16 protein-coding genes are annotated in these 23,991 nt (G+C 43.4%); 2 read left to right on the forward strand and 14 right to left on the reverse strand.

The window, feature by feature from the left end; translation table 11 throughout:
• Nucleotides 1-188: 188 nt before the first annotated feature.
• The 9 genes from Q0I54_RS02920 to Q0I54_RS02960 all read right to left on the reverse strand — a co-directional run bounded on the left by Q0I54_RS02920 (nucleotide 189) and on the right by Q0I54_RS02960 (nucleotide 14,435).
• Nucleotides 189-761 carry a phosphatase PAP2 family protein gene (locus Q0I54_RS02920; RefSeq protein ID WP_296116294.1) on the reverse strand — a complete coding sequence of 191 codons (573 nt, stop codon included), beginning with the start codon at nucleotides 759-761 and terminating at the stop codon, nucleotides 189-191.
• Between the two features lie 56 nt (nucleotides 762-817).
• Nucleotides 818-2,719: a 1,4-alpha-glucan branching protein GlgB gene (gene glgB, locus Q0I54_RS02925; protein WP_296116297.1), complete on the reverse strand. Its 1,902-nt coding sequence runs from the start codon at nucleotides 2,717-2,719 to the stop codon at nucleotides 818-820.
• 26 nt (nucleotides 2,720-2,745) lie between these two features.
• Nucleotides 2,746-5,499, reverse strand: coding sequence for a hypothetical protein (locus tag Q0I54_RS02930; RefSeq protein WP_296116298.1), 2,754 nt, complete (start codon nucleotides 5,497-5,499; stop codon nucleotides 2,746-2,748).
• Nucleotides 5,500-5,532: 33 nt separating this feature from the next.
• Nucleotides 5,533-6,894, reverse strand: coding sequence for an AI-2E family transporter (locus tag Q0I54_RS02935; RefSeq protein WP_296116300.1), 1,362 nt, complete (start codon nucleotides 6,892-6,894; stop codon nucleotides 5,533-5,535).
• Between the two features lie 184 nt (nucleotides 6,895-7,078).
• Nucleotides 7,079-9,367 (reverse strand): hydratase, encoded by a 2,289-nt coding sequence (locus Q0I54_RS02940; RefSeq protein ID WP_296116303.1) that lies wholly within the window; start codon nucleotides 9,365-9,367, stop codon nucleotides 7,079-7,081.
• A gap of 138 nt (nucleotides 9,368-9,505) precedes the next feature.
• Complete coding sequence (locus tag Q0I54_RS02945; RefSeq protein ID WP_296116304.1) at nucleotides 9,506-11,533, reverse strand: sensor histidine kinase KdpD; 2,028 nt, start codon at nucleotides 11,531-11,533, stop codon at nucleotides 9,506-9,508.
• A 3-nt stretch (nucleotides 11,534-11,536) separates the two neighbouring features.
• Entirely contained in the window at nucleotides 11,537-12,235 is a 699-nt protein-coding gene (locus Q0I54_RS02950; protein ID WP_296116305.1) for a response regulator transcription factor, read from the reverse strand.
• A gap of 11 nt (nucleotides 12,236-12,246) precedes the next feature.
• The gene (locus Q0I54_RS02955) at nucleotides 12,247-13,239 is read right to left on the reverse strand and encodes a hypothetical protein (RefSeq protein WP_296116306.1); all 993 of its coding nucleotides are present in this window, start codon (nucleotides 13,237-13,239) and stop codon (nucleotides 12,247-12,249) included.
• A gap of 56 nt (nucleotides 13,240-13,295) precedes the next feature.
• Nucleotides 13,296-14,435, reverse strand: a complete 1,140-nt coding sequence (locus Q0I54_RS02960; protein ID WP_296116307.1) for a DUF362 domain-containing protein — start codon at nucleotides 14,433-14,435, stop codon at nucleotides 13,296-13,298.
• A gap of 444 nt (nucleotides 14,436-14,879) precedes the next feature.
• Between Q0I54_RS02960 and Q0I54_RS02965 the strand changes: the two genes are divergently transcribed.
• Nucleotides 14,880-16,154 (forward strand): 2-hydroxyacyl-CoA dehydratase family protein, encoded by a 1,275-nt coding sequence (locus Q0I54_RS02965; RefSeq protein ID WP_296116309.1) that lies wholly within the window; start codon nucleotides 14,880-14,882, stop codon nucleotides 16,152-16,154.
• The gene (locus Q0I54_RS02970) at nucleotides 16,154-17,923 is read left to right on the forward strand and encodes an acyl-CoA dehydratase activase (protein ID WP_296116310.1); all 1,770 of its coding nucleotides are present in this window, start codon (nucleotides 16,154-16,156) and stop codon (nucleotides 17,921-17,923) included. The genes Q0I54_RS02965 and Q0I54_RS02970 overlap by 1 nt, the downstream gene beginning before the upstream one ends.
• A 222-nt stretch (nucleotides 17,924-18,145) precedes the next feature.
• On the opposite strand, the gene pnuC is transcribed toward Q0I54_RS02970, so the two are convergent.
• The 5 genes from pnuC to Q0I54_RS02995 form a co-directional block, all read right to left on the reverse strand.
• Nucleotides 18,146-18,820, reverse strand: a complete 675-nt coding sequence (gene pnuC / locus Q0I54_RS02975; RefSeq protein WP_296116312.1) for a nicotinamide riboside transporter PnuC — start codon at nucleotides 18,818-18,820, stop codon at nucleotides 18,146-18,148.
• 187 nt (nucleotides 18,821-19,007) lie between these two features.
• Entirely contained in the window at nucleotides 19,008-19,328 is a 321-nt protein-coding gene (locus Q0I54_RS02980; protein WP_294786646.1) for a hypothetical protein, read from the reverse strand.
• Nucleotides 19,329-19,398: 70 nt separating this feature from the next.
• A complete protein-coding gene (locus Q0I54_RS02985) occupies nucleotides 19,399-20,091 on the reverse strand; it encodes a zf-HC2 domain-containing protein (RefSeq protein ID WP_296116314.1) in 693 nt (230 codons plus the stop codon).
• On the reverse strand, nucleotides 20,091-20,597 hold the full coding sequence (locus Q0I54_RS02990; protein ID WP_296116316.1) for an RNA polymerase sigma factor: 507 nt from the start codon (nucleotides 20,595-20,597) through the stop codon (nucleotides 20,091-20,093). The genes Q0I54_RS02985 and Q0I54_RS02990 overlap by 1 nt, the downstream gene beginning before the upstream one ends.
• Before the next feature lie 325 nt (nucleotides 20,598-20,922).
• Nucleotides 20,923-23,967 carry a glycoside hydrolase family 2 TIM barrel-domain containing protein gene (locus Q0I54_RS02995; RefSeq protein ID WP_296116318.1) on the reverse strand — a complete coding sequence of 1,015 codons (3,045 nt, stop codon included), beginning with the start codon at nucleotides 23,965-23,967 and terminating at the stop codon, nucleotides 20,923-20,925.
• Nucleotides 23,968-23,991: the final 24 nt, after the last annotated feature.

Consider the following 23,991-nt stretch of genomic DNA (forward strand, 5'->3'; position numbering starts at 1 on the left):
TGGATGAATGACCTTGGGGCACGCCCCGATATGAGCATAAAAGTGGGATTTTTATCCCACGATATGCGAATAGCGGGCTCAGAGCAAATTTTTTCTGGGGAGCGATTGGTTAGCCACCAGAACAAATTGGGCTGAGTCCGCTTTCGTAATCTTACAGTATAGCCACGTATTTTAAGCCACCTAAAACATTAACGGCGCCGTGCCCGCGCCTTATATTTCTTTTCGCCAAAGATCCAAAATAATATCAGCGCGATCAGCGTTCCAATGATCATTCCCACGAGCACATCACTCGGATAATGCACACCCACGTATAATCTGGACAGCGATATTGCAAAAGCCAGAACCAGCGCCGGCACTCCAATTCCCCGGTTGCAGCTCTTGTAGATTACCACCGCTGACGCAAAGGACGCTGATGCATGTCCGGAAGGAAACGACCAGTCCGGCTGCGCTGCGATCAGACACTGTAATCCCTGCACAACTTCGTATGGTCGAACCCGTGCCACATAATTTTTCAGTAGAAAATTTGTCACGCAGAGGGAACCAAGCAGCGCCAGCAGAGACAGCAGTCCTGCGCGCCTCGTCTTTTTCGGAAAAAGCAGAACAACGGACAACACGATCCACACAATTCCGGAATTACCGAGATTTGTAATGGCGATCACGATTGGATTCAAAATTTCCGAACGCAGATGATTCTGAATAAACAGCAGAATCTGCCCATCCCATATATTCAATTGTTGAAGTATCGTGTCTAAAACCGCCATTCTACACAATTCCCTTCCCATCGTATTTTAAGTCCCGTGGAACTCCAAATCATCCCTTAGAATTTAAATATTGCCACTCCATATGGTGGAAGTTCATAAGCAAAGGAGTATGGTCTGCCATCACACTCTGATTTTTCTGACTGGTACACAGTTGGACGTTCTGCGCCTTCACCTCCGAACTTCGCATCATCACTATTTAGCAGCAAAGTGTATTTTTTCTTTTTGGGTACGCCTACACGATAATCCGGACGCGCCATCGGTGTAAAATTACATACGAACAACAGGCTGTTTCTGCCGGATTTTCCATGACGAACAAAACTATAAATGCTTCGATATCCATCATTCGGATTAATCCACTCAAATCCTTCCGGCTGATCGTCCAGTTCATACATAGCCGGATATTTTTTATAAATGGTCAGCAGTTCTTTCACAAATGCCTGTAAATGGCTATGTTTTTCATCTTCCAGAAGATTCCAGTCAAGTTCGCGCTTTTCACTCCACTCCCGCAACTGTCCGAAATCCTGTCCCATAAATAACAGTTTCTTGCCCGGGTGTCCCATCATGAAAGCATATCCAGCCATCAGGTTGCGGTATTTATCGATACCAAGTCCCGGCATTTTGTTGAGCATGGAGCACTTCAGATGTACTACTTCATCATGAGAAAGCACCAGAATATACTTCTCACTATAATTGTAACTCATGGCAAATGTCATCTTATTATGGTTATCTTTACGGAAATACGGATCCAATTTCATATAATCGAGGAAATCATGCATCCATCCCATATTCCACTTGTATGTGAAATTCAAACCACCATCTTCGGCTTTTCCTGTTACCATCGGCCATGCTGTGGATTCTTCTGCGACCATAATTGCTCCCGGATTTCTGCCACAAACCAGTGTATTTAAGTGGCGGAAAAACTCAATGGCCTCCAGATTTTTATTTTCTCCATATTCGTTTGGTACCCACTGACCCGCTTCTTTTCCGTAATCCAGATACAGCATGGAAGCAACCGCATCCACACGAAGTCCGTCAATATGATATTTTTCTACCCACAGCAGTGCGGAATTCAGCAGGAAGTTCTTGACCTCTGTCTTACCATAGTCAAAAATCTTGGTTCCCCAGTCCGGATGCTCACCCTTTCTCGGATCAGCATACTCATACAGACAAGTTCCATCAAACTCAGCCAGTCCATGTGCATCTCTTGGAAAATGAGCCGGAACCCAGTCGAGGATAACACCAATTTTGTGTTTGTGCAGATAATTTACCAGATATGCAAAGTCCTCCGGCGTTCCATAACGAGAAGTCGGTGCAAAATATCCGGTTACCTGATACCCCCAGGAACCGTCAAAAGGATACTCGGAAATTCCCATCAGTTCTACGTGGGTGTATCCCATCTCTTTCACATATTTTGTCAACTCGACTGCCAGTTCACGGTATGTATAAAAACCGGTATCTTCATCATAGCCAGCATGACGTTTCCAGGACCCCGGATGTACCTCATAAATTGACATCGGCTGACGGTATACATCATCTTCTTTGTGCGCTGCACGGGCTTCCATCCACTTTTCGTCGGACCATTTCAGTTTGCTGATATCCGCAACTTTGGAAGCTGTTCCCGGACGCATTTCCGCATAATTTGCATATGGATCTGCCTTATATAATTTTCTGCCATCCTGTGTCTCGATCAGATATTTGTACATATCACCGATCTTGACGCCGCTGACAAAGAGTTCGTAGATTCCGTTTGGCTCCAGACGTTTCATTTCATGGGAAGTCTCATTCCAGTCATTAAAGGAACCAATGACCCAGACACGCTTTGCATTCGGTGCCCAGACCGCAAAGTTAACTCCCTGCCATCTGCCTTTTTTGCATGGATGTGCCCCAAGTTTCATGTACATATCATAATGTACGCCTGCGCCGAACAGATACATATCATACTCAGAAATGTTCCCCATAGTGTTTCTCCTCCTTAAAAACCACTTTAATTCTCAAAATCCTTCTCATGAAGAATCAGATAATCGTTCTCATTATATTTCTTTGAGAAAATAGAACCGAAGGCTCTTTTGATTCCGCCGCCCTCAGCGCTCTCAATTGCCTCATCCACAATATCCTTTACCTCAGCAAGCGTCGTTGCGCGCTCCAGCTTCTGGATATTGTTGATGCGGTTATACAGGGCAAGTACACCCATTTCATCAATCGTACATTCCATCTCTTTTGCATAGGATTTACCAAAATCAACCAGTTCATCGATAGTAAAGATCGGAATATCCACTTTCTCAGTAAATTTCTTTGCAAAGCCAAAATCAAGCTGCATTGCCTTGCGGATTCCGGCTCTGGTGTCCTCCAAAACCACAACCATACCCTGTGTGTTCTGCTCCATCAGCTGAGACATGCGGACTGCAGTCTCTCGGGTCAGTTCTCCTGCTTTATCAACGATCAGATATCCACCGGCAATCTTCGGAACCAGTGCTGCAAAATCTTTTTGGTTCAGTGATTCTGCACTGATCTTTCCGATCTTGGCATCCTCGTTTCCAATCTCCTGCTGAATTGCCTTGATCAGGCTTGTCGCAAATACGGTTTTTCCACTTCCCTCTTCGCCCTGAACCAGGATATTTCCTGCCAGAGATGTCACGGAATTACCAATTCTGGATTTCGCGCCAAGTAAAACCTGTCGAATCTGATCTTCCATACCAGGAACCGGAAGGAAATAGGAGAATAATTCTTTCTGCTCCTCTGTCAGCTGATATTGATTCTGCTCTGTCTCAATATCTTCCGGCATTTTAATTTCCGGTAATACACCGGTATTCTGCGAAAGAGCCGCCTTTCCAACCGGAACTTCCACGTTGGAGTTTTCCATAAACATCTGTGTTGCCTGTGCCAGCGTCTTCTCAAGTTCTTCATCTGGAACCGGCTCTACAACACGAAGATGATCTTCTTCCTCAGCTTCTGCTTCAGCAGATATTGTTTCCTCTGTTATTTCATCTGCTGTAACTTCTTCTGCTTCAGCATCAGAAGGTTCTTCTGTAACAGTATCTTCTACCTCTTCGTCTGCTGCTTTCTGTGTCTGTTCGGTTGCTATATTCTGTGTACGATAACTCTGTACATCCGGCATTTTCCTGGTTGCATAAAGATCGGCTGCTTCTGTTTCTTCTGCAACTGCCTCAGATGCACTTTCTGCATTCTGAGCCTGTGCTGTATCTGCAGATTCAATCTCAGTATATGCATTTGCTTCATCTGCAGGCTCTGTGTTTTCATCCGAAGAAGAGCTTGAATCTTCCTCAGATTTTGATGCTTTTTCTTCAGCCGCTTTTTCTGTTGCTTCTGAAACGTCTTTCGTTGTCTTCTCTTCCTCGGATGCTTCCTCCACTTCAGATTCCTCTGCTTTCTCAGATGCATTCTGAATTTCTTCTGAATCTTCACTGCCGTCTTCTGTAAAAGTCTCATCGGAAGCAAGGGCTGCCGCAACGGTTGTCTCCTCTGGTGCCGGAAGATCCTCTCCCGGTGTCGCATCCAGAATCGGGATCAATGTTTTCAGACGCTCCATAATCTGCCCAGCCTCGATGAGCGCATTTTCCTTCGCCATCTCCAGCTTCTTCTGCTCCGCTGCTGCAATGGCAGCTTCTGCCGCACGTTTCGTCTTTTTCCAGTCTTCCAGTACCTCCTCGATACTTGCCTGCGCGGAAGCAACCTGCTCTGCAGTCTCTTCTTCGGCTGACTTTTTCTCAGATGCTTTCACCACAACCGGAATCTCTTTTTTCGGCTGTTCCGCTTTCTTCTCCTGCTCTGTCTCGCTCAGAAGTTCCTTAAAGTCTTTTTTCAATGATTTATCAACCTGCGCATTGATCTTTTCTTTGTCAAATGCGGGCTCAATATCTTCTTCATGCTCGCCGTTCAGATATGGAATGTCGCTGACGATCTTCTTGATGTTTTCCATCGTATCCGCAACGGTTTCTTTCTCTGTGGCATTCATGATCTGTTTCATGCTTTTTGCCAGTTCTTCTTCCAGATTGGAAGTATTGAACTTACTTGCTGTTACAGTATTTTCCGCAGATTTTACCATCTCATGGATCACATTCTTTGGCTCTGTTGTCTGTGGAATACTGATCTCCACCATTCCTTTTTTCTCACGGAACTGTTTGTACTTTTCCTCCTGTGATGCGGTCAATGGCTGATATTGTCTTTTCAGATCCAATGCTTTCTCCACATACTCGCCATCACCAAACCAGAGGATCAGCTCATCACAAGTCTCCACACATTTGTCACGCATCTGGGCCTGTCCGTACAGAACAGCCAGCTCATATGCCCATTTTTCTGAGTACTCATGATCCTTTAAATCTTCCAGAATTGCAATGCGGACCGGAAGCGGCTCATCCTTCAGGCAGCTGATCTCATAAGCCAGCACATACCGCATATTGTCTTTCGGCGCAATCTCAAGAAACTCATTATAATATTCCTCTGCCTCATCAATTTTCTTTGCTTTTATAGAAACCTCTGCCAGTTTGCTGACAATATTTCTTCCAATCGGAGAATGGTCATAGGCCTGCAGTAATACGGTTCTGCACGCCTCATATTTTCCTGTTTTTTCATAAATCTCACCAACCATGCACAATGTATTGACACTGCGTACTTTCTGCCAGTTGATGGTATCCGCCATCTCTGATGCTGTGGCATAATCGCCTGCAGCCACCAAATTTTGAAGCTGTTCCAGTTTCAGCTTATACTCATACTTATCCACTGTTTTTTCACCTCATGTCTGTATTTTTTGTTTTTATTTCAACTTTTTACTTTTTTCCTTTGTCTCTTCATATCTGCGGATGGATTCTTCCGGCTCTTCTGTCTCTTTCATTTTGACTTGATTTGTCACGATATCTACCGTATCCAGTTCCGTATATTGATCTGTCTCTTCCGGCAACTGCCGTTTTTTCAATATATGTTCCACCACTCGTTTAATAACATAATATAAAACTGCAAAAATCGGCACACCGAAAAGCATTCCAACTACGCCGAAACTTCCGCCGAAAAGCAGGATTGCAAAAATAACCCAGAATGGACTCAGACCAGTCGTATTTCCAAGAATTTTGGGACCTATTACGTTTCCATCTACCTGCTGTAGAATAATGATAAATATGATGAAATAAATTCCTTTCATCGGATCCACTAGGAATATTAAAATCGCACTCGGGATTGCACCGATATAAGGTCCAAAAAACGGAATAACATTTGTCACGCCGACAATCACACTGACCAGTGCCACATATGGCATCCGCAAAATTGCCAGGCAAACAAAACAAATACATCCGATGATCATTGAATCGATAATTTTTCCAATGAAGAAACCTCCGAAGACCTCGTCAGCCTTTCTGATTACTTCCATAGCTACATTACCCAGACGAGGACGGAAAATCGCATATACTATTTTCTTGAGCTGACCAATAAATTTTTCCTTCGTCATCAATACATAAACAGCAACAATAAATCCGATGATCACATTGAAAATAGTTTTTACTACGTTATATACTCCAGTGGTAATATTTGCCACAAAATCGGACTGTTCCAACACACTCTTACGCAGCCAGTTTTCCAGATAAACAGATGCATCTGCAATAAATGTATCCAATTTTCCGGCAAGTGGACTGTCCTGTCTCATCAGACGATCCACCCACTCAGTTAAATTCTGAACTTTTTCGTTCATGCTAAGTACAATATCTTCGATACAGACTACAAGCTGAGGGATGATCAGCCAGATCAATCCAACGATGATTGCAAGAAATACCGCCATTCCAAATCCTACAGATGCAGCCCGGATCTTCTGACACTGCTTTTCTGTCAGTTCTTTCCCTTTTGCTCTATTTTTCTTATATAAAAACCGTTCAAACCATTTCATGATCGAATTAACAAGATATGCCACGACCAATCCGACCAAAATAGCCTGAAGACTCTGTAAGATCTTCTGGAAACCAGAAAATAGTCCGTCAAATCGAAGTACCACAAAAAAGATTGCGATACAGACCATAACTACCAAAATAGCCGTTAGTCCTATTGCCAGATATGGCCGAATATCCAGATTTACTTTCTTTTTCTCCGGTTGTTTCTCAGTTACGGTATGCTCTTTTTTTGTCTCTTCCTGCATGCTAAAATTGCCTTTCTAAAATTCCCGGAATCCTTTTTGAGAAGTCCTGTTAAAATATGCAATAAGTATACCATAATTTTTCTGCATATAACAGAAGTGTTCATAAAAAAATCAAAAAGAATCCCGTTTCCAGGATTCTTTTCGTTTTTCTTTATCAGTTGTTTATACCATCTTAAGGTTCTTTTTAATCTCTGTAATAATTGATCAGACAGCCTTTCAGAATGATGGTTCTCTCATCCTCTGTCAGATCACCCATTTTCAGAGTAAACGGTTTCATCTCACCGTCTTTTACCACATATGCCTCGATGTCTGTCAGCTTGTCTTCGATAGCTTTACGCACATTCGGTACAAACAGATAATCACCGTTTGCAAACGGGAGATCTCCTTCTGGAATCAGGAATGGAAGCATACCCCAGTTGATCAGGTTGGAACGATAACGTTTCGTTGCGTATTCATTTGCGATATTTGCCCAGCCGCCCAATACTTTCTGACAGGAAGCAGCCTGCTCTCTGGCAGAACCGTCACCTGGTTTTACTGCAAAGATCGTACTTCCGATACCGAAATTCTCACGGTTGAGATCCGGGTATTTTGTCTTGATCGTCTCGATGACCGGTGCAAGCTCCGGAAGTGCCTCGACTGGTTTTTCACCGGCAACTCTTGCTTTCTCTGCTCTCTGAACCTCTTTTGCGCGGCCTACGTACTCCGGATCCTTTCTGGACAGAGCAAATTCAGCCAGTGCCAGTGGATTGGAGCGATAAGATGAAGTCTCACCGGACGGAATCAGTTCGTCCGTTGTAGTAACCGGATCGTGAATCTCGGATACTACTTTCAGAACGAGGTTATCTGTCAGAGCACTCATTGCCGGCCAGTCTTTGATGTTTGGTCCGAATTTGAGTTCCTCGTTCGGATCTGCCACACCTTTACTGTCAAATACACGATTATCGTAAATTGTCTTGTCGAAGAAATATTTCGGTCCTGTATATTCTACATCCAGAGCAGTAGCAGGTGTCAGATATCCTTTATTTGCAGCGGTTGCAGCGATAGAGCGTGCATCCATCAGTGCTACGGAAGCGATCTGACCGTTCTGAAGTTTGGAACCTTCACGGTTCGGGAAGTTTCTCGTAGTATGACGGATACTGAATCCGTTGTTGTTCGGTGTATCACCTGCGCCGAAACATGGTCCGCAGAATGCTGTCTTCATGATCGCACCTGTCTCCATGATCTTGGCTGCTGCACCATTTCTTACTAATTCCATGTAAACTGGCATACTTGCCGGATATACACTTAAGGTAAACTCATCCGGTCCGATGCTCTTGCCATTCAGAATGTCTGCTGCTGCACAAATATTTTCAAATCCGCCGCCGGCACATCCTGCAATGATACCCTGATCTACATACAGTTTTCCATTGCGGATCTTATCTCTTAATTTGTACTCTACTGCTCCATCCAGACTTACTAACGCATTCTTCTCAACTTCAGCCAGAATGTCTTCCAGATTTGCATTTACTTCATCAATCGTATAGGTGTTGCTCGGGTGGAACGGCATTGCGATCATTGGTTTGATCTCACTTAAGTTCACCTCAACGCATCCATCATAGTAAGCAACAGCCTCCGGTTTCAGTTCCGCATAATCTGCAGATCTGCCGTGAATATCATAAAATTCTTTAATCTTCTCATCGGTTACCCAGATAGAGGACAGGCAGGTGGTCTCTGTGGTCATAACATCCACACCGATACGGAAATCAGCACTTAAAGAAGCCACACCCGGTCCAACAAATTCCATGACTTTATTATTTACATAACCATTTTTAAATACAGCACCGATAATAGCCAGAGCCACATCCTGCGGTCCGACACCTTTCATCGGCTCGCCGGTCAGATAGATAGCTACAACACCCGGCATTTTGATATCATAGGTTTTGCAAAGCAGCTGTTTTACAAGCTCCGGGCCACCCTCACCCATTGCCATAGTACCAAGGGCACCGTAACGTGTATGGGAGTCAGAACCAAGGATCATTTTGCCGCCGCCAGCCAGCATCTCACGGGCAAACTGATGGATAACTGCCTGATGAGGCGGTACATAGATTCCACCGTATCTCTTTGCACAGCTCAGTCCAAACATATGGTCATCTTCGTTGATGGTTCCACCAACGGCACACAGACTATTGTGACAGTTTGTCAGTACATACGGTACAGGGAATTTTTCCAGTCCTGACGCACGGGCAGTCTGAATGATACCGACAAAAGTAATATCATGGGAAGTCAGCTTGTCAAATTTAATCTGCAGCTGATCCATGTTTCCTGAAGTATTGTGCGCTTTCAAAATACGATATGCCATTGTACCTGCTGCAGCTTCAGCAGTCGTCACTTTCTTTCCTGTTTTTGCCTCAAGACATGCTGCTGCTTCGTGATTATCTTCGATAATCTCTGTTCCATTCAGCAGATATACACCATTCTCATGTAATTTTATCATGGTTTCTGGCCCTCCTTAAAAATCTTTTTTACAAACTCTCAATATGCCGCAAAATTCGGCAGTAATTCTTTTTTATTATAATGACGCATATGTTAAAAAGCAAGTCTTTTTCACTTCACAGTAATAAATTGCTTCCACTTACTCCTTACACCGAAACGTGATCTTCACCCGGAAGAGATCATCCTCCAGACTCAGTTCAAATTTTCCGCCCATAAGTTCCGTAAGCATCTTGGAAATTGAAAGTCCCAGTCCGCTTCCTTCGGTGCTGCGTGATTCATCGCCACGCACAAACCGTTCCGTCAGGCTGTCCGCATCCACGTTCAGCAATTTTTCGGATATATTTTTCATCGTAAAGGAGGCCTCGTAGCCTTCTTTTGCCACTTCCACATACACACGGGTATCTGACATGGCATATTTTGCCGTATTGTTATACAGGTTTCCGATAACACGCCAGAGTTGCCGCCCGTCCGCATAGATCATCACAGCTTCCTTCGGGAACTTGCTGATCACATTCAGCCCTTTCTGCTCCAGCTTTTCATTGAACTCGCCACCGGTCTGGCGCACCAGTTCCACCAGATCGATATCATCCATCTGCAAGGTAATATTACCTGAAGAAATACGGGATACATCAACCAGATCTTCCATCAGTTGTTTTAATCGCAGTGCCTTAGATTCCAGCACTTCAATATATGCTTCCGCATTCGGGTTATCGATTTTTTCCCGGCGCAGCAGGCCGATATAATTAATAATGGAGGTCAGCGGTGTTTTGATATCATGGGAAATATTTGTGATCATATTTGCCTTCATACGCTCATCCCGCACGCTCTCACCAATGGCGGTTGCCAGACCTTCACTAATATGATTGATTCCCTCTGCCAGCTGATATTCATCCCCCTGATATTCTTCCAGATTCAGCTTATAATCGAATTTTCCCTGGGTGATCTGGTCGATCCCTTCCAGTATCTTCCTCCGTTGAATGACACGCTGTGAAAAATAGAGCAGCGTAAATATCAGAAAAATGAGCAGCAAAATATATGCCCAGATAAATCCACAGTGAAAGGCCAGATATGCAATCAAAACGTTTGCCAGGACAATTCCCCAGATGACCAGCGTCATCCGATTGCCAAGATAACGGTTATGTAGCGTACCTTTCAGATTCACCAACAGCCAGTGCAGATAACTGTTTTCAAAAAACGTATCTGCTTTTACCCGGCGCACAAGACTCAGGTACATTCCCATAAATGCACAATCACCAAGTACGGTAAAAGTTCCGACTACTACCATGCGTCCCATCACACCGTAATCCTGATTATGTACACGCATGCCAAGAGCCGCTAATACTATACTAAATACAAACAGTAATGCAATTGGGATTTCCGTCCGCAGTTTGTCAAAGTTTGTCAAATGAATCTCCTTATCCTCGCTGCGCTTTGCTGCTGCAACCGTCATATAACACAGTCCCACTAACCAGACGATGAGACCAACCGCTGCCAGTACAAGACTTCGCTGCGCCCAAGGGAACAATTTGTCAAATTCCCGCTTTGCAACTGCAAGGTCATCCTCCTGCGGGAAGTTTATATCCACTGCAACGATCAGCGTGAAATCACCTTTCTGCAGTTCATTATACTGCGCCATATTCTGGTAATAATTATTCTCCATGCCGCCGATATTTGTCTCAAAACGGAAGGTTTTGTTATTATAACTCAGATAACGGCCATAATTTACTGCCGCCTCGTAAGCATCCTCCTGCTTCTTTATGTCCTTCATATTTGTTACGCAAGTACCATTTTTGAAGTCACTGAGCCAGTAATAAACATTTGTGTTGTTCTGATCATATTTATTATTATAGACTTTATAATCCGCGATTTTCTCCGGTGAAGCATTCACAGTCTCCGGTCGGTTCTCATCATATACGCCGTCTGTCTCAAACTGTTCTTTCAGATTCAGATACTCCAACAATTGCACCATCTGTTTGGAAAAGGTCCGCTCAAAATATCCGGATTCCACAAAGGATGAATTCTGCAGATCTCCCATGTTCAGCATATTCTGATTGACGCAGGTGCTGAACAGCACAATGCTGACAGCAGCTACAACGGCTGCGATCATCTGCAATCCGATCACAATAGCCTTTGCCAGTGATGAATAGCGCTTTCTGTTCTGTTCCATCGACTACCTCGGTTCTATTTTCTCAATTTTGTATCCAACGCCCCAGACCACTTTCAGATACTGCGGATCTTTTGGATTGATCTCAATTTTTTCCCTGATATGACGGATATGTACAGCTACCGTATTATCTGCCCCGATTGCTTCCTCATTCCAGATGCTTTCATAAATCTGATTGATAGAAAATACTTTTCCCTGGTTTTTCACAAGCAAAAGCAGAATATTGTATTCAATCGGTGTCAGACGTACATTCTGTCCATCCACAGTCACTTCCTTCAAGTCATCGTTGATAGACAGACCGCCAGTCTGAAATATTTTACTGGATTCCGCCACATTTCCAAGTCTGGTATAACGGCGCATCTGCGAGTTGACTCTTGCCACCAGTTCCAGCGGATTAAACGGCTTAGACACATAATCATCTGCGCCTACGTTCAGACCAAGGATTTTGTCAGAGTCTGCGGTTTTTGCAGACAGCACAATGATCGGCATATTGCTCTCCTCACGGATTTTCAAAATCGCACGAATTCCGTCTAAACGAGGCATCATCACATCAATGATCACCAGCTGAATGTCTTCTTTTTTAAGCATTTCCAATGCCTGCACACCATCATATGCTTTAAAAACCTGATAGCCTTCCTGTTGCAGGTAAATCTCAATGGAATCAACAATGGAAGTGTCATCATCACATACTAATATATTGTTCAATGGAATTCCTCCTATTCTTCTCTGCCGAAAATCAGATCTTTTAGAATCGCACTTGCATCTCGTTTTTCCCGTTTACGGTTCTGGGGCTGCTCCCATCCCTCGGCAAACTCATCTGCCAGCACTGCCTGTCGGATGCTCTCTTCATCCGGAAATTCCGGATTCGGATACTGCTGCTCGTCTCCGACCGCTTCCTCGTCAGTTTCCTGATCGTTCTGCGCTGCCCCCTGACTTGCTTTCCACTTAAAGTAAGCTGCATCGGTATTGATCTTGATATCCGGTTTTTCTGCCGGAAGCGGCTCCCGGGCCAGTTCCTCCGGTCTCTTTGTACCGGAATTTTCAAAATACTGTTCGTTTACTTTAATGTCCGGCTCTGATGGCGGGATGTACATCATACTTCTGGCATACTGCACACCGGCTTCCTTCTCAGCCTCCAGATCACGGTTTTTGCGTGCCCGCTGGCGGTTGATATCGTCTATGATGGACAGATATTTCTTTGTATCTGACAGGTCTGCCAGCTGTCCCTGGAGCTCATTTTCATGAGCCTGCAGCTTGTCCTTCTGCTCCCGCAGATCCTTTTTAAACTGTAAAAACAGATCATTCATGGAATCATTGGTCTGATCCATGAGATCCCGGATCGCTCCGATCATATCTGCCGTGTAAATAACGGAAGCAGCATAGACATCTTCTGCATTGGCATTCGCCGCCTCAATGATCTCATTTCCTTTTTTCTGAAATGCCCGCTCCGCATTGTTTCTGCTCTGTCGCGTCTGCTCGTACTGATCCATCATATCGTAAATGCCCTGATTCAAACGATCCAGCAGCCCCAGAAATTTCTTGCGGTCAATAATTACTTTATCCGGATGTCCATCCACCATCTCACTTTTTGAAAACGTAACATGAATCTCTTTTAACACCCGCTCTACTTTATCCTGTGGACTCATTCTTTCCTTAATTTCTCCTTCTTCTTTTTCCTTTCCTGAATAACAAATTTTCGGATATAACATACAGAGTTTTTTCCTATCAGATTAAAACATTCTGTTCTTCAGATTCTAATGCCCTTCTATACCTCGATCAATTCGTACTGATCTGTACCAAGTCCGATTTTTACCGCATGCTCGATGCAGCTTCTCCAGTTGGTATCCGGATGATTGTAATAAAAATGATCGTGTCCATGTTCGCAATCACAGTCCCCATGTTCATGCTTGTGCTGCTCCATATTTTCTGCCAGCACACTGTTTGAAAGTACCGGCTGCTGATTACACAGATCGGCACATGCCATATCCAGCGCTACCGGATCAAAAGAAGCTAACATACCGACGTTCGGAATGATCGGGCGGTCATTTTCTGAATGACAGTCACAGTTTGGTGACACGTCACAGATCAGTGAAATGTGAAAACATGGACGATCCTTGCAGATTGCCAGTGTATACTCTGCCATTTTGCAGTTTAAGATATCATTAGACTCGGAAACCCCCGGTGTCACTGCATCTTTCGGACAGACACCGACACATCTGCCGCAGCCCACACATTTATCATGGTCGATCTGTGCCTTGTGTTCTTCAATAGTAATTGCATCATGGGCACATACTCTCGTACACATACCACATCCAACGCAGACTCTCTGCCGTACATATGGCTTTCCGGCACTGTGCTGTTCCATCTTACCTGCACGGGATCCGCCGCCCATACCGATATTTTTGATGGCACCGCCAAAACCGGTTGCCTCATGTCCTTTGAAATGGGTCAGCGAGATCAGAATATCTGCATCCATCAGCGCACGACCGATTTTTGCTTCTTTGACATATTCACCATCCACCGGAACCAGCACCTCATCCGTACCTTTCAGTCCGTCTGCGATAATGACCGGACATCCGGTTGCATATGGAGTAAATCCGTTCATGTAAGCTGTCTCCAGATGATCCACCGCATTTTTACGGCTTCCGACATATAATGTATTGCAGTCTGTCAGAAAGGCTTTTCCGCCCTGCTCCTTTACGATATCTGCAATGACTTTCGCATAATTTGGCCGAAGAAATGCCAGATTTCCATACTCGCCAAAATGAATTTTAATTGCTGCATAATGATCCTGAAAATCGATAGTCTCGATGCCTGCGGTCTTGACCAGACGCGCCAGCTTCTGCATCAGATTTTCGGTAAAACTTGTCTTAAAGGATGTAAAATAAACTTTTGATTTTTCCATTGCCAAAACTCCTTCTATATTTCATATAAACTCACAGCCATCTCAATACAATTTTCCGTAAAGCGGACATTCGCAATCCGCTTTCGCTACTTGCTCATGAACGTACAAGAAAAACATTTATCCATCTGACTCTGAATCATTCCATATTTCTTATAGTTTACCATAACCACTCCCGTGTTTACAGTTAAATTTTTCTTAAATGGTTGTAAGTCTGGCTGATTTACAGTAAATTGGACATTCTCAATCTGCATTTCACACATATCGGCTAATTATCCGTCATCTTGCCTTTTCCCCCGTTTTCCTGTAAAATGCTATCGAAAAAACAGAATGAACTTTATGAAAAAATTTTGAAGAAATTATAATACTCCCACTGGAAAAGATTTGTTATTGCTCACTACATACAAAAGTGGAAGTTTCGATTTCAATTGAGGTGAACACTAGTTAATGGAATTAATTCGTACTTATGGAAATATCATAAAAAAATATGCTCCAGACCATCCGCTGGCTGCCTTTCGCATGATCAAAGCTGGTCTGGCCCTAGAGCAGTTTCGCAGTAAGCATCTGGCAGACAAAAGAATGCCCGGCGCTTACCAGTATTTAAATACCTATGCGGTTGGAGATGTTCTGGAATCATTAAAGCATCCGGAAACTTCTGTCTGGGCAAATATTTTTGCCCCGGTAGAGCTGTTACAATGCTTTGGATTGCACAGTCTGTCCATCGAATCTCTGTCCTCTTTTTTATCCGGTTTCACTATCGAGGACTATTTTCTGGATTACGCCGAAAACGAAGGACTGGCATCCACACTGTGCTCCTATCACAAAAACTTCATTGGTGCCATCGACAGCGGTATCATCCCGCCGGCAGCATTTGCCGTAACGACCTCAACCATCTGCGACGGAAACATTAACACTTTCCAACATCTGTCCGAAAAGCATCAGGTGCCGTCGTTTTTGATCGACATCCCCCAGTATAATACACCAGGTGCCAGAGAATATGTCACAGAGCAGTTAAACGAGCTGATTGCAATGCTGGAAGATACCTTCCACAAAAAATTTCGAGAAGAAGAACTGGTTCCGGTCCTGCAGCGGGAAAACGAATCCAAAGCCTGCTATGAGCGTTGCTTAAAAAATCTGCAAACGCATCATTATCCATCTACGCTGACGATGCAGATGTATATGCTTTTTGCATCACATATAAACATTGGCACACCGGAAATCCTGCATTTTTATCAGCAAATGGAAACAGAAACCGCTGCCGCACCGGAATTTCACGGCACCAATATCCTCTGGGTTCACCTGTTGCCTTATTATCAGGAAACGTTAAAGAAATACTTTAATCTGACCGACAATTATCAGATTCAGGCAATCGAAATGAATCTGGATTACCGTACAAAGCTGGATACGGAACATCCCCTGGAAGCACTGGCAGACAAAATGATCCACAATGTCTATAACGGTCCTTATGAACGAAAAGCAAAACTGGTATCGGAACTTGCTAAGGATCTGCAGTCTGACGGTATCATCAATTTCTGTCATTGGGGTTGCAAACAGTCCTCCGGCGGTATCATGCTGTTAAAAGAAGAACTGGATAAAAAAGACATTCCGCTCCTGATTCTGGATGGAGACGGCATGGACCGCAGAAACAGCCACGATGGGCAGATCCGTACCCGATTTGAAGCATTTTTAGAAGTACTAAAGCAACGAAAGGAGGAGACATAATGCTGGCTTATTTTTGTAAATATGTTCCGGAAGAACTGATGCAGGCTTTCGGCACAGAGTTTGTCTGTCTGGAACCGCATGTGACAAATTTTACCCAGGCAGATGCCCTGATGCACCCAAATATGTGCTCCTTCTCGAAAGCAGTTCTGGAAGAATTTGAGAAACAGGATTATGAGGGAATGATCTTTACCTCCTGCTGCGACAGTTCCCGCCGCCTGTATGACATTTTGTGTCAGCAGTTTCCGGATAAATTTTTCTTCTGTCTGGATCTGCCGCGCAAGATCAATGACTTTGCTGTGACACTTTACACAAAACAGCTGCAGAAACTCATTGAGGCCTATGCTGCATTTTCCGGAAAAACATTTTCAGAGCAGAAGTTGTTGGAAATTTGTAAAAAACGTGCAACATCAGCCAATATCCAGCCTTCCAGTGCACCGATGAATGGGATTCATATTGCCCTCGCCGGTGCCCGTCCGGGCAGTGAGATCCGTCAGCTTATCACTAATCATCAGGTAGAGATCACACTGGATTTAACTTGCACCGGCATTCAACGCAGCTATGACCTTGATTCTGATCAGATTCTGTCAGCTTATGCACATGCCCTGCTGGATCAGCTTCCATGCATGCGTATGGCTGCCGCATCAAACCGCCAGCGCATTCTGGAAGCCTATGAGAACCGCATCGACGGTATCATTTACCATACAGTAAAATTCTGTGATATTTATGCTTATGAATATACCAAACTGCACGAAACATCCAGCTTACCGATTCTAAAAATTGAAACCGACGCTACTGCTCAGTGCGGCGGTCAGATCCTAACCCGACTGGAAGCATTTTTAGAATCCCTGCGTGCACAAAAAGGAGAATCTATGCTATTCAAAAATAAACGACATCAGTTGGAAAACTATTCCGCCGGAGCGCAAGACTCCACTTCTGATTCCGTAACTGCAAATACGGATAATACCACAGCAGCTAGCACAACAAATACGCCTGTCTATGTCATGGGAATTGACAGCGGCTCTACATCCACCAATGCTGTAATTTTAAATGACAAACGTGAAATCGTTGCTTCCGCAGTCATTCGAACCGGAGCAAAAAGCGGAGAAAGCGCACAGCGTATTTTAGAAGAAATTTTACAGAAGGTAAACCTGCAGCGTAAAGATCTGACCAAAATCGTGTCCACCGGATACGGACGTGTCAGCATTCCATTTGCAGATGAAAACGTGACAGAGATCAGCTGTCACGGAAAAGGCGCACATTATCTGAATCCGGAAATCCGCACGATTCTTGATATCGGCGGTCAGGACAGCAAAGCGATTCATCTGAATGAAAAAGGAGAAGTGACCGATTTTGTCATGAATGACAAATGCGCTGCCGGAACCGGTCGTTTTTTGGAAATGATGGCACGAACGCTGGAAGTAGATATTGCAGAGCTTGGTCCCTTATCGCTGAAATCCACAGAAAATATTGAGATCAGCAGCATGTGTTCCGTATTTGCCGAATCTGAAGTCATTTCGCTGATTGCGCAAAATAAAGAGACCGCTGATATCGCCCACGGCATCCACATGGCAATCGCCGCAAAGGCAATTTCGCTGATGCGCCGTGTCGGATTAGAGCCTGGTTATATGATGACCGGCGGTGTTGCCAAAAATCCGGGCGTAGTAAAAGTTCTGGAAGAACAGTTGAAAGCACCGCTTTTTATTTCCGAAGAGCCGGAAATTGTGGGTGCACTGGGGGCGGCGCTGTATGGCCTCGAAAGTATTCATTAATTTCTTTTGTGGCTAAACTGTAGGTTGTGAAAAGAGAGCAGGGTATTTTGTCCCGGCGGCTAACAATCGCCTGCCAGGAAAAAGTACCCTGCTCTCTTCAATTTACGTATAGAAGATAACAACCCAATCAGAACATTTCACTCAGTTGAAACTTACTCTGCTACAGGAAATTTTTACCATCTAACCATTTATAAAATCAATTCTTATCTCATTTGGAAATAGTTACACTGCTGTTTCTCTTTTTCTCCAGCTAACAAAACCATATAGATCAAAAACGAAAAATATCATAAATATAATAGTTACTGAAAAATAGGATGGATCTTTCATCGTTGCCATGATCCAGAGTACAATGAGTACAATATCATTTGCGGCGTATCCGACTGCATAATAAGATGAACGCAGCATTGTCAGTGATGCCGCCAGGAAACTTGTCGTAATCGATATCGTGCTAAATACAATGTTTGGTGTTTCCAATACAGCTAATATCTCGAAAAATAAAATTGTAATAACGGTAGTACTGGTAACCAATAAAAATACATGTTTCTTCGTCAGTTGCTGAATCTCAACTTCTTTTCCACTTTCGGATGGATTTCTGATCCATGTTATTGTTGACCAGATAGCCATCGGCATTGTCATTCCAAGATAGGTCATCATTTCTCCCCAATAGTGAAACTGCCAGGAGATGATTCCATAAAGAATGCTGAACAGGATCATCAAAATCTGAGACCATACATTTCCTTTTGCCGCAATGATCAGAGATGTAACACCAACACATGAAGCAACCAGCGTCAGCACGTTAAAATTTGCCGAAAAAACATTTGATACCACGATAATCAGCAATGCTCCCATCCAGATTCCCCATTCCTTTTTTGTTAAACATGTAATCGGATTACTCATGCCCGTTTTTTCACTCCTCTTTTGCTACAATATATTTATGGTCAATATTCCTTACAGCCATTATGGAATTATCCGTCTCACAAACAAAAAGCGCCAGGATTCCTATCTTCTCAGACCTAACGATAGAAATTCTGACGCTTACCTTTCCTACCCGGTGGCAGGAAAGAGCCGTAATGTTTTTCAATTTTTATTCAGACAGGGATTTTCGAAAATATTTGTCTACTCGGTAAAACAGACCAATCGTTACTGCCACCACTAATAACAAGAAGATGATTACAACCGTCATAGCATATTCCTGCGACAACGCAACAGCAATCACTCCAGAAATTGCAATTCCAACTGCCAGGAATAAAACTGGTTTTCCAAGACGTTTTGCGTATCCCGCTTTATCCTTTATTTTGTCAAATACTTTCCCATGAACAAAAGTATAATTTCCTTTCAGTAAAAAAATACTCAAGCACATCATGATAACAGCGATAAACCATGTTATTATACTAAACCCTATCATACGATTCCTCTTTCAATCAACAAAATGGAACTCATTTTTAATCGTATTCTACTCTCTCCATTTACTTCTGTCAATCCTGAACTTCCTTCCAATCATAGACAAATTCCGGTGTTTCTCTGCTATAGTCTTCTTCTGACCATATCTGTTTTCCATCATAAATAATGCTTTTACACGGCGTATCCAATTCCACATATGCACTTCCATAAAGTTCATTATCGTAAGTTTCCGCACGGCCGCTCACTTTATCCGCTATGGTAAGTTTATACTCTTTTGCAGTCTTCATCGTTGCAGAACCATCTTCATTCAGTACAAATGAAGGTCTGTAAATTGCGCTTCTCCTGCTATCCGGCCACTGACAATTTACATATACTTTTTGAATGCCATCTTCTTTCACACAATATACATCCTTGACTCTCATATTGCTCTCATTTGTTGGAATCACAGGTACACAAAATACTACGAAAAAGAAAACAATTGCAGATACTGCAGAAATCACACAGCCGACAGCTATTTTGCTTTCCACAGCTTTCCGGTTCTTTTTCACCATAGCCTGAAACCGTTCCACGCCCTGTTCTGTCTCATTTTTTTCTAAGGCAACAGGCATTTTCAACTGTTCATATACATGTCTACATGCTGAGCACTGCTCTAAATGCTGACGCACCGCATCTTTTGTCGAATCCCGAAGAAGTCCGTCCTGATATAATGGCAGCAAATCCTGAACCATATCACAGGAAATTTGATTCATGTTATTTTTCTCTGACATTAAAAGCCACCTTCTTTCTTCCATTGATCTAATATTTTTTGCTTTGCCCGATAATACACAACCCTCGCCCAGCTCTCTGATTTTTCAAATAAATCTGCAATATCCCGAAATGGAAGCTCGCCAAACGTCCGCAAAGAAAATACTTCTTTATACGGTTCGTCCATTGTATGAAGAATTTTGTGAATAGATTTCAGCGTTTCCCGATTTATGATCATTGACTCAACTGTCTCACCGTTCCACTCCAATTCCCTAAAAAGAACCTCATCCGACACATTGCGTTTCTCTTTTTTGATCTTCTTCAACCAGATATTTCTGGCAATGGCACACAACCACGTATAAATACTGGAATTTCCCTTAAATGCCGTCTTTTTATACAACGCCCGGCAAAAAGTCTCCTGTGTAATATCTTCTGCTTCGGATGAATTATGACAAAGTGATAACACATAATAATATACTGCTTCATACTCTGCGATCAGGATTTCCTGACTGATTTCATGTTCACTCACCTGTATTCACCCCCCAAAAAACATCCTCATGATTTTGTTTTCTATAAATTAGACCCCTTGGAATCAAAAACGTTACATTATTTTTTCAAATATTTTTTATTCTTTGTATAATACCATTCGTGGCAGCACTTGTTCAAAATAACCATCAACATTCGGATAACATTATAACGTAGAAGAAAGGTCTCCGACAATTTTTTCTTAGCGAGCGATTGTTAGCCGCGAAGACAAAATTGTCGGAGACCTTTTTCATAACTTATCGTTGAGCCACTTTAACGTAAAACTTTTCAAAACCTATCGTTGATTCACTTTAACTTAAAAAGAAATTTTATAACCCTTTAAATACGAAACTGAATGTCATTTTTTCATCGGTTTTGAGTAAATATTCCTCATGAGTACGTGCGCCCCAGCTGTCATCACCGCCGATTCCCATCTGGCCTTTTGCTGCGCGTACTACCGTGTAATGAACTTCCGGAAGTTCATATGGATGCATTGCATTTTCCATCTCATGTGGTGTATACGGAAGTGCTGAGAACATCATCGGACCATTTTCCGGATCCATCTCAAATAACATTCCACGGCCTTTGCGGTCTGTTACTTTCGCCCAACGGACTTCTTCTTTTGCACCACACTCCTGCGGAACCATGTAATGCGCCATATTGTCAGCTACCATGTTTTTATAAATGCCAAGTTTTGCACCATGTTTACGGTCTGCATAAGTCTCAGCCTCACCCAGTCCGTACCATTCTACATGATCATAATCTGCATTGAACTTGAACATGACACCAAACTCCGGCATATCGCCCAGCTCTTTGACCGGATCATAAGTAAGTGTTGTTTTTACACGTCCATCACCAAATACTTCGTAGGAAATATGGCACTCTGCCATCGGTGTCGTCGGCATTACATAAGTATAAGATACCACTGCGGAATGCTCTTTCACCTCAAGCTGCGGCTGATGTCCACCTACATAAATACCATCGCGATAATCTTTGAAATTCAGATACATACTTGCAATCTTCCACTGAGCATAACGCATCTGCATCAGATTTCCACAATCGTTATCGATTGGCGCACGCCAGAAGTTTGGTTTCGGGATGGACTCAATCATCTCACGTCCTGCATATTTATAGGATACCAGGCCTCCGTTTAATACAGAGAATAATACCTCAAAATGAGCTCCGCGGATACCGATATTGTGTGTGCTGCGGATAACTTCTATTTCATCAGTGCATGCAACCGGTGCTTTTTCTACCTGATATACATACTGACCAAATGCTACCTCATGTCCTGCTTTCGCCCATACTGTATCAGCTTTTAAATGGAAAGATACCGTTACGGTATATTCACCCGGACGCTCCTGTTTTGCAATCGGAAGATCATAGGTCTCCTCACTTAACGGTGCAACTGCAGCTGCCAGCGGTTTTGTACAAACAACTTTTCCGTCTTTTGCCAGCGTTACTTTTGCATCAAAAGTATCTGTATTTACAAACAGATTTTTGTTGATAACAGTTACTTTATCTTCGCTTACTTTTGCTGTAATGTTCTGGTAATTGAATTTTACTTCCTGCATCTTCGGAGAAGCTTCGCGGTCACCGCCGTATGCAATACCGTTTCCACTGAAATTATAATCTGTCGGACGCTCGCCAAAATCTCCGCCATATGCCTGGAATTCTTTACCGTATCGGTCTTTTTTGTAAATAGACTGATCAATGTAATCCCAGATAAAGCCTCCCTGATATTTCGGCTCTGTATCGGTCAGATCTGTATATTTGTGCATCGCACCGCAGGAATTTCCCATAGCATGTGTGTACTCACAGCAGATGAACGGCTTGCTGGCATCTTTTGCCAAAAATTCTTTGATCGCCTCAACAGACGGATACATCTGACTTTCCATATCGCTGGTGTCGTTGTAACTACGATCATGGCAGACACCTTCATAGTGAACCAGTCTGGTCGGATCTTCTCTATGGAATAACTGTGACATTTCAAAAATATCTTTTCCACCGAAAGATTCATTACCGCAGGACCAGATCAGAATCGCCGGGTGGTTTTTATCACGCTGATACATAGAATTTGCACGATCCAGCATCATCTCCAGCCACTCAGGTTTGTTATGCGGAACGGTATATGTAAAGTCCTTTGTCATCTCTGCCACATCCCAGGAACCGTGAGATTCCAGGTTTGTCTCATCAATCATGTACAGACCAAACTCATCGCACAGTTCATAGATTTTGGACATATCCGGATAATGACAGGTGCGGATGGCATTAATATTGTTTAATTTCATCGTTGTCAGATCTTTGCGCAGTTCCTCCTCGGATACGTGACGACCGCTGACAGAACTGAACTCATGACGGTTTACACCTTTGAATACGATACGCTTTCCGTTCAGTGTCATGATACCGTCTTTCATTTCAAAACGACGGAAACCAACTTTCTGCGGAATGATCTCCTGTACATTTCCATTTGCATCTGATACGGTCAGTTCCAGATCGTATAACTGCGGATCTTCTGCACTCCAGAGTGCCGGAGCATCCACTTTCCATAAAAATACATCCTCTCCGGAGATTGCTTTTGTATCTTCCAGAATGGTCTCACCATCCTTAGAAAGAACAACTTTCACCTGTCCGCTTCCCCATGTTTTTGTCACCAATTCAAGATCTGCGCTTGTCAGTGACTCCTCCGGAATTGCACGGATACGAAGGTCATTTACATGAACTTCCGGAACGGTGTAGAGATATACGTCTCTGTAAATACCAGAAAAACGGTAAAAATCCTGATCCTCACACCAGCTGCTGGCAGTCCATTTAAACACCTGTGCGGCCAGTTTATTTTCGCCCTCTTTTACATACTCAGTCAGTTCAAACTCGGACGGCGTAAAGGAATCCTCGCTGTAGCCCACAAATTTCCCGTTCAGCCACAGAGCCAGGCCACTCTCAGCCCCCTGGAAAGAAATGAATAAACGTTTGCCTTTCATCTGTTCCGGAACAGTGAAATATTTTACATAACTAGCCGTCGGATTAAAATGTGTCGGAATCTCGCCCGGATGGATGTCCTCATGTCCTTCCCACGGATACTGTACATTTGCGTACTGCGGTGCATCGTAACCTTCCATCTGGATATGAGCCGGCACATAAATGTCCTCCCAGTCTTTGCAGTTATACGCTTCTGCCTCAAATCCCGGAATCGCACTCTCATAATTTCTCGCATACTGGAATTTCCAGAGCCCGTTCAGGGACTCACGGTAAGAAGTCTCTTTATCCCAGGCTTCCTCCTCAGACGCATAATACACATGATCGGAATGTGCATCCAGACGACCATCGCGGAAATATTCCGGATCTTTTACCATTGCATAATCAAACTGTTTCATAGGTTCCTCCTCCTGATTAAAGTA

This window comes from uncultured Eubacterium sp. (genome assembly GCF_934295145.1).
Classification (GTDB): Bacteria; Bacillota; Clostridia; order Lachnospirales; family Lachnospiraceae; genus Eubacterium_I.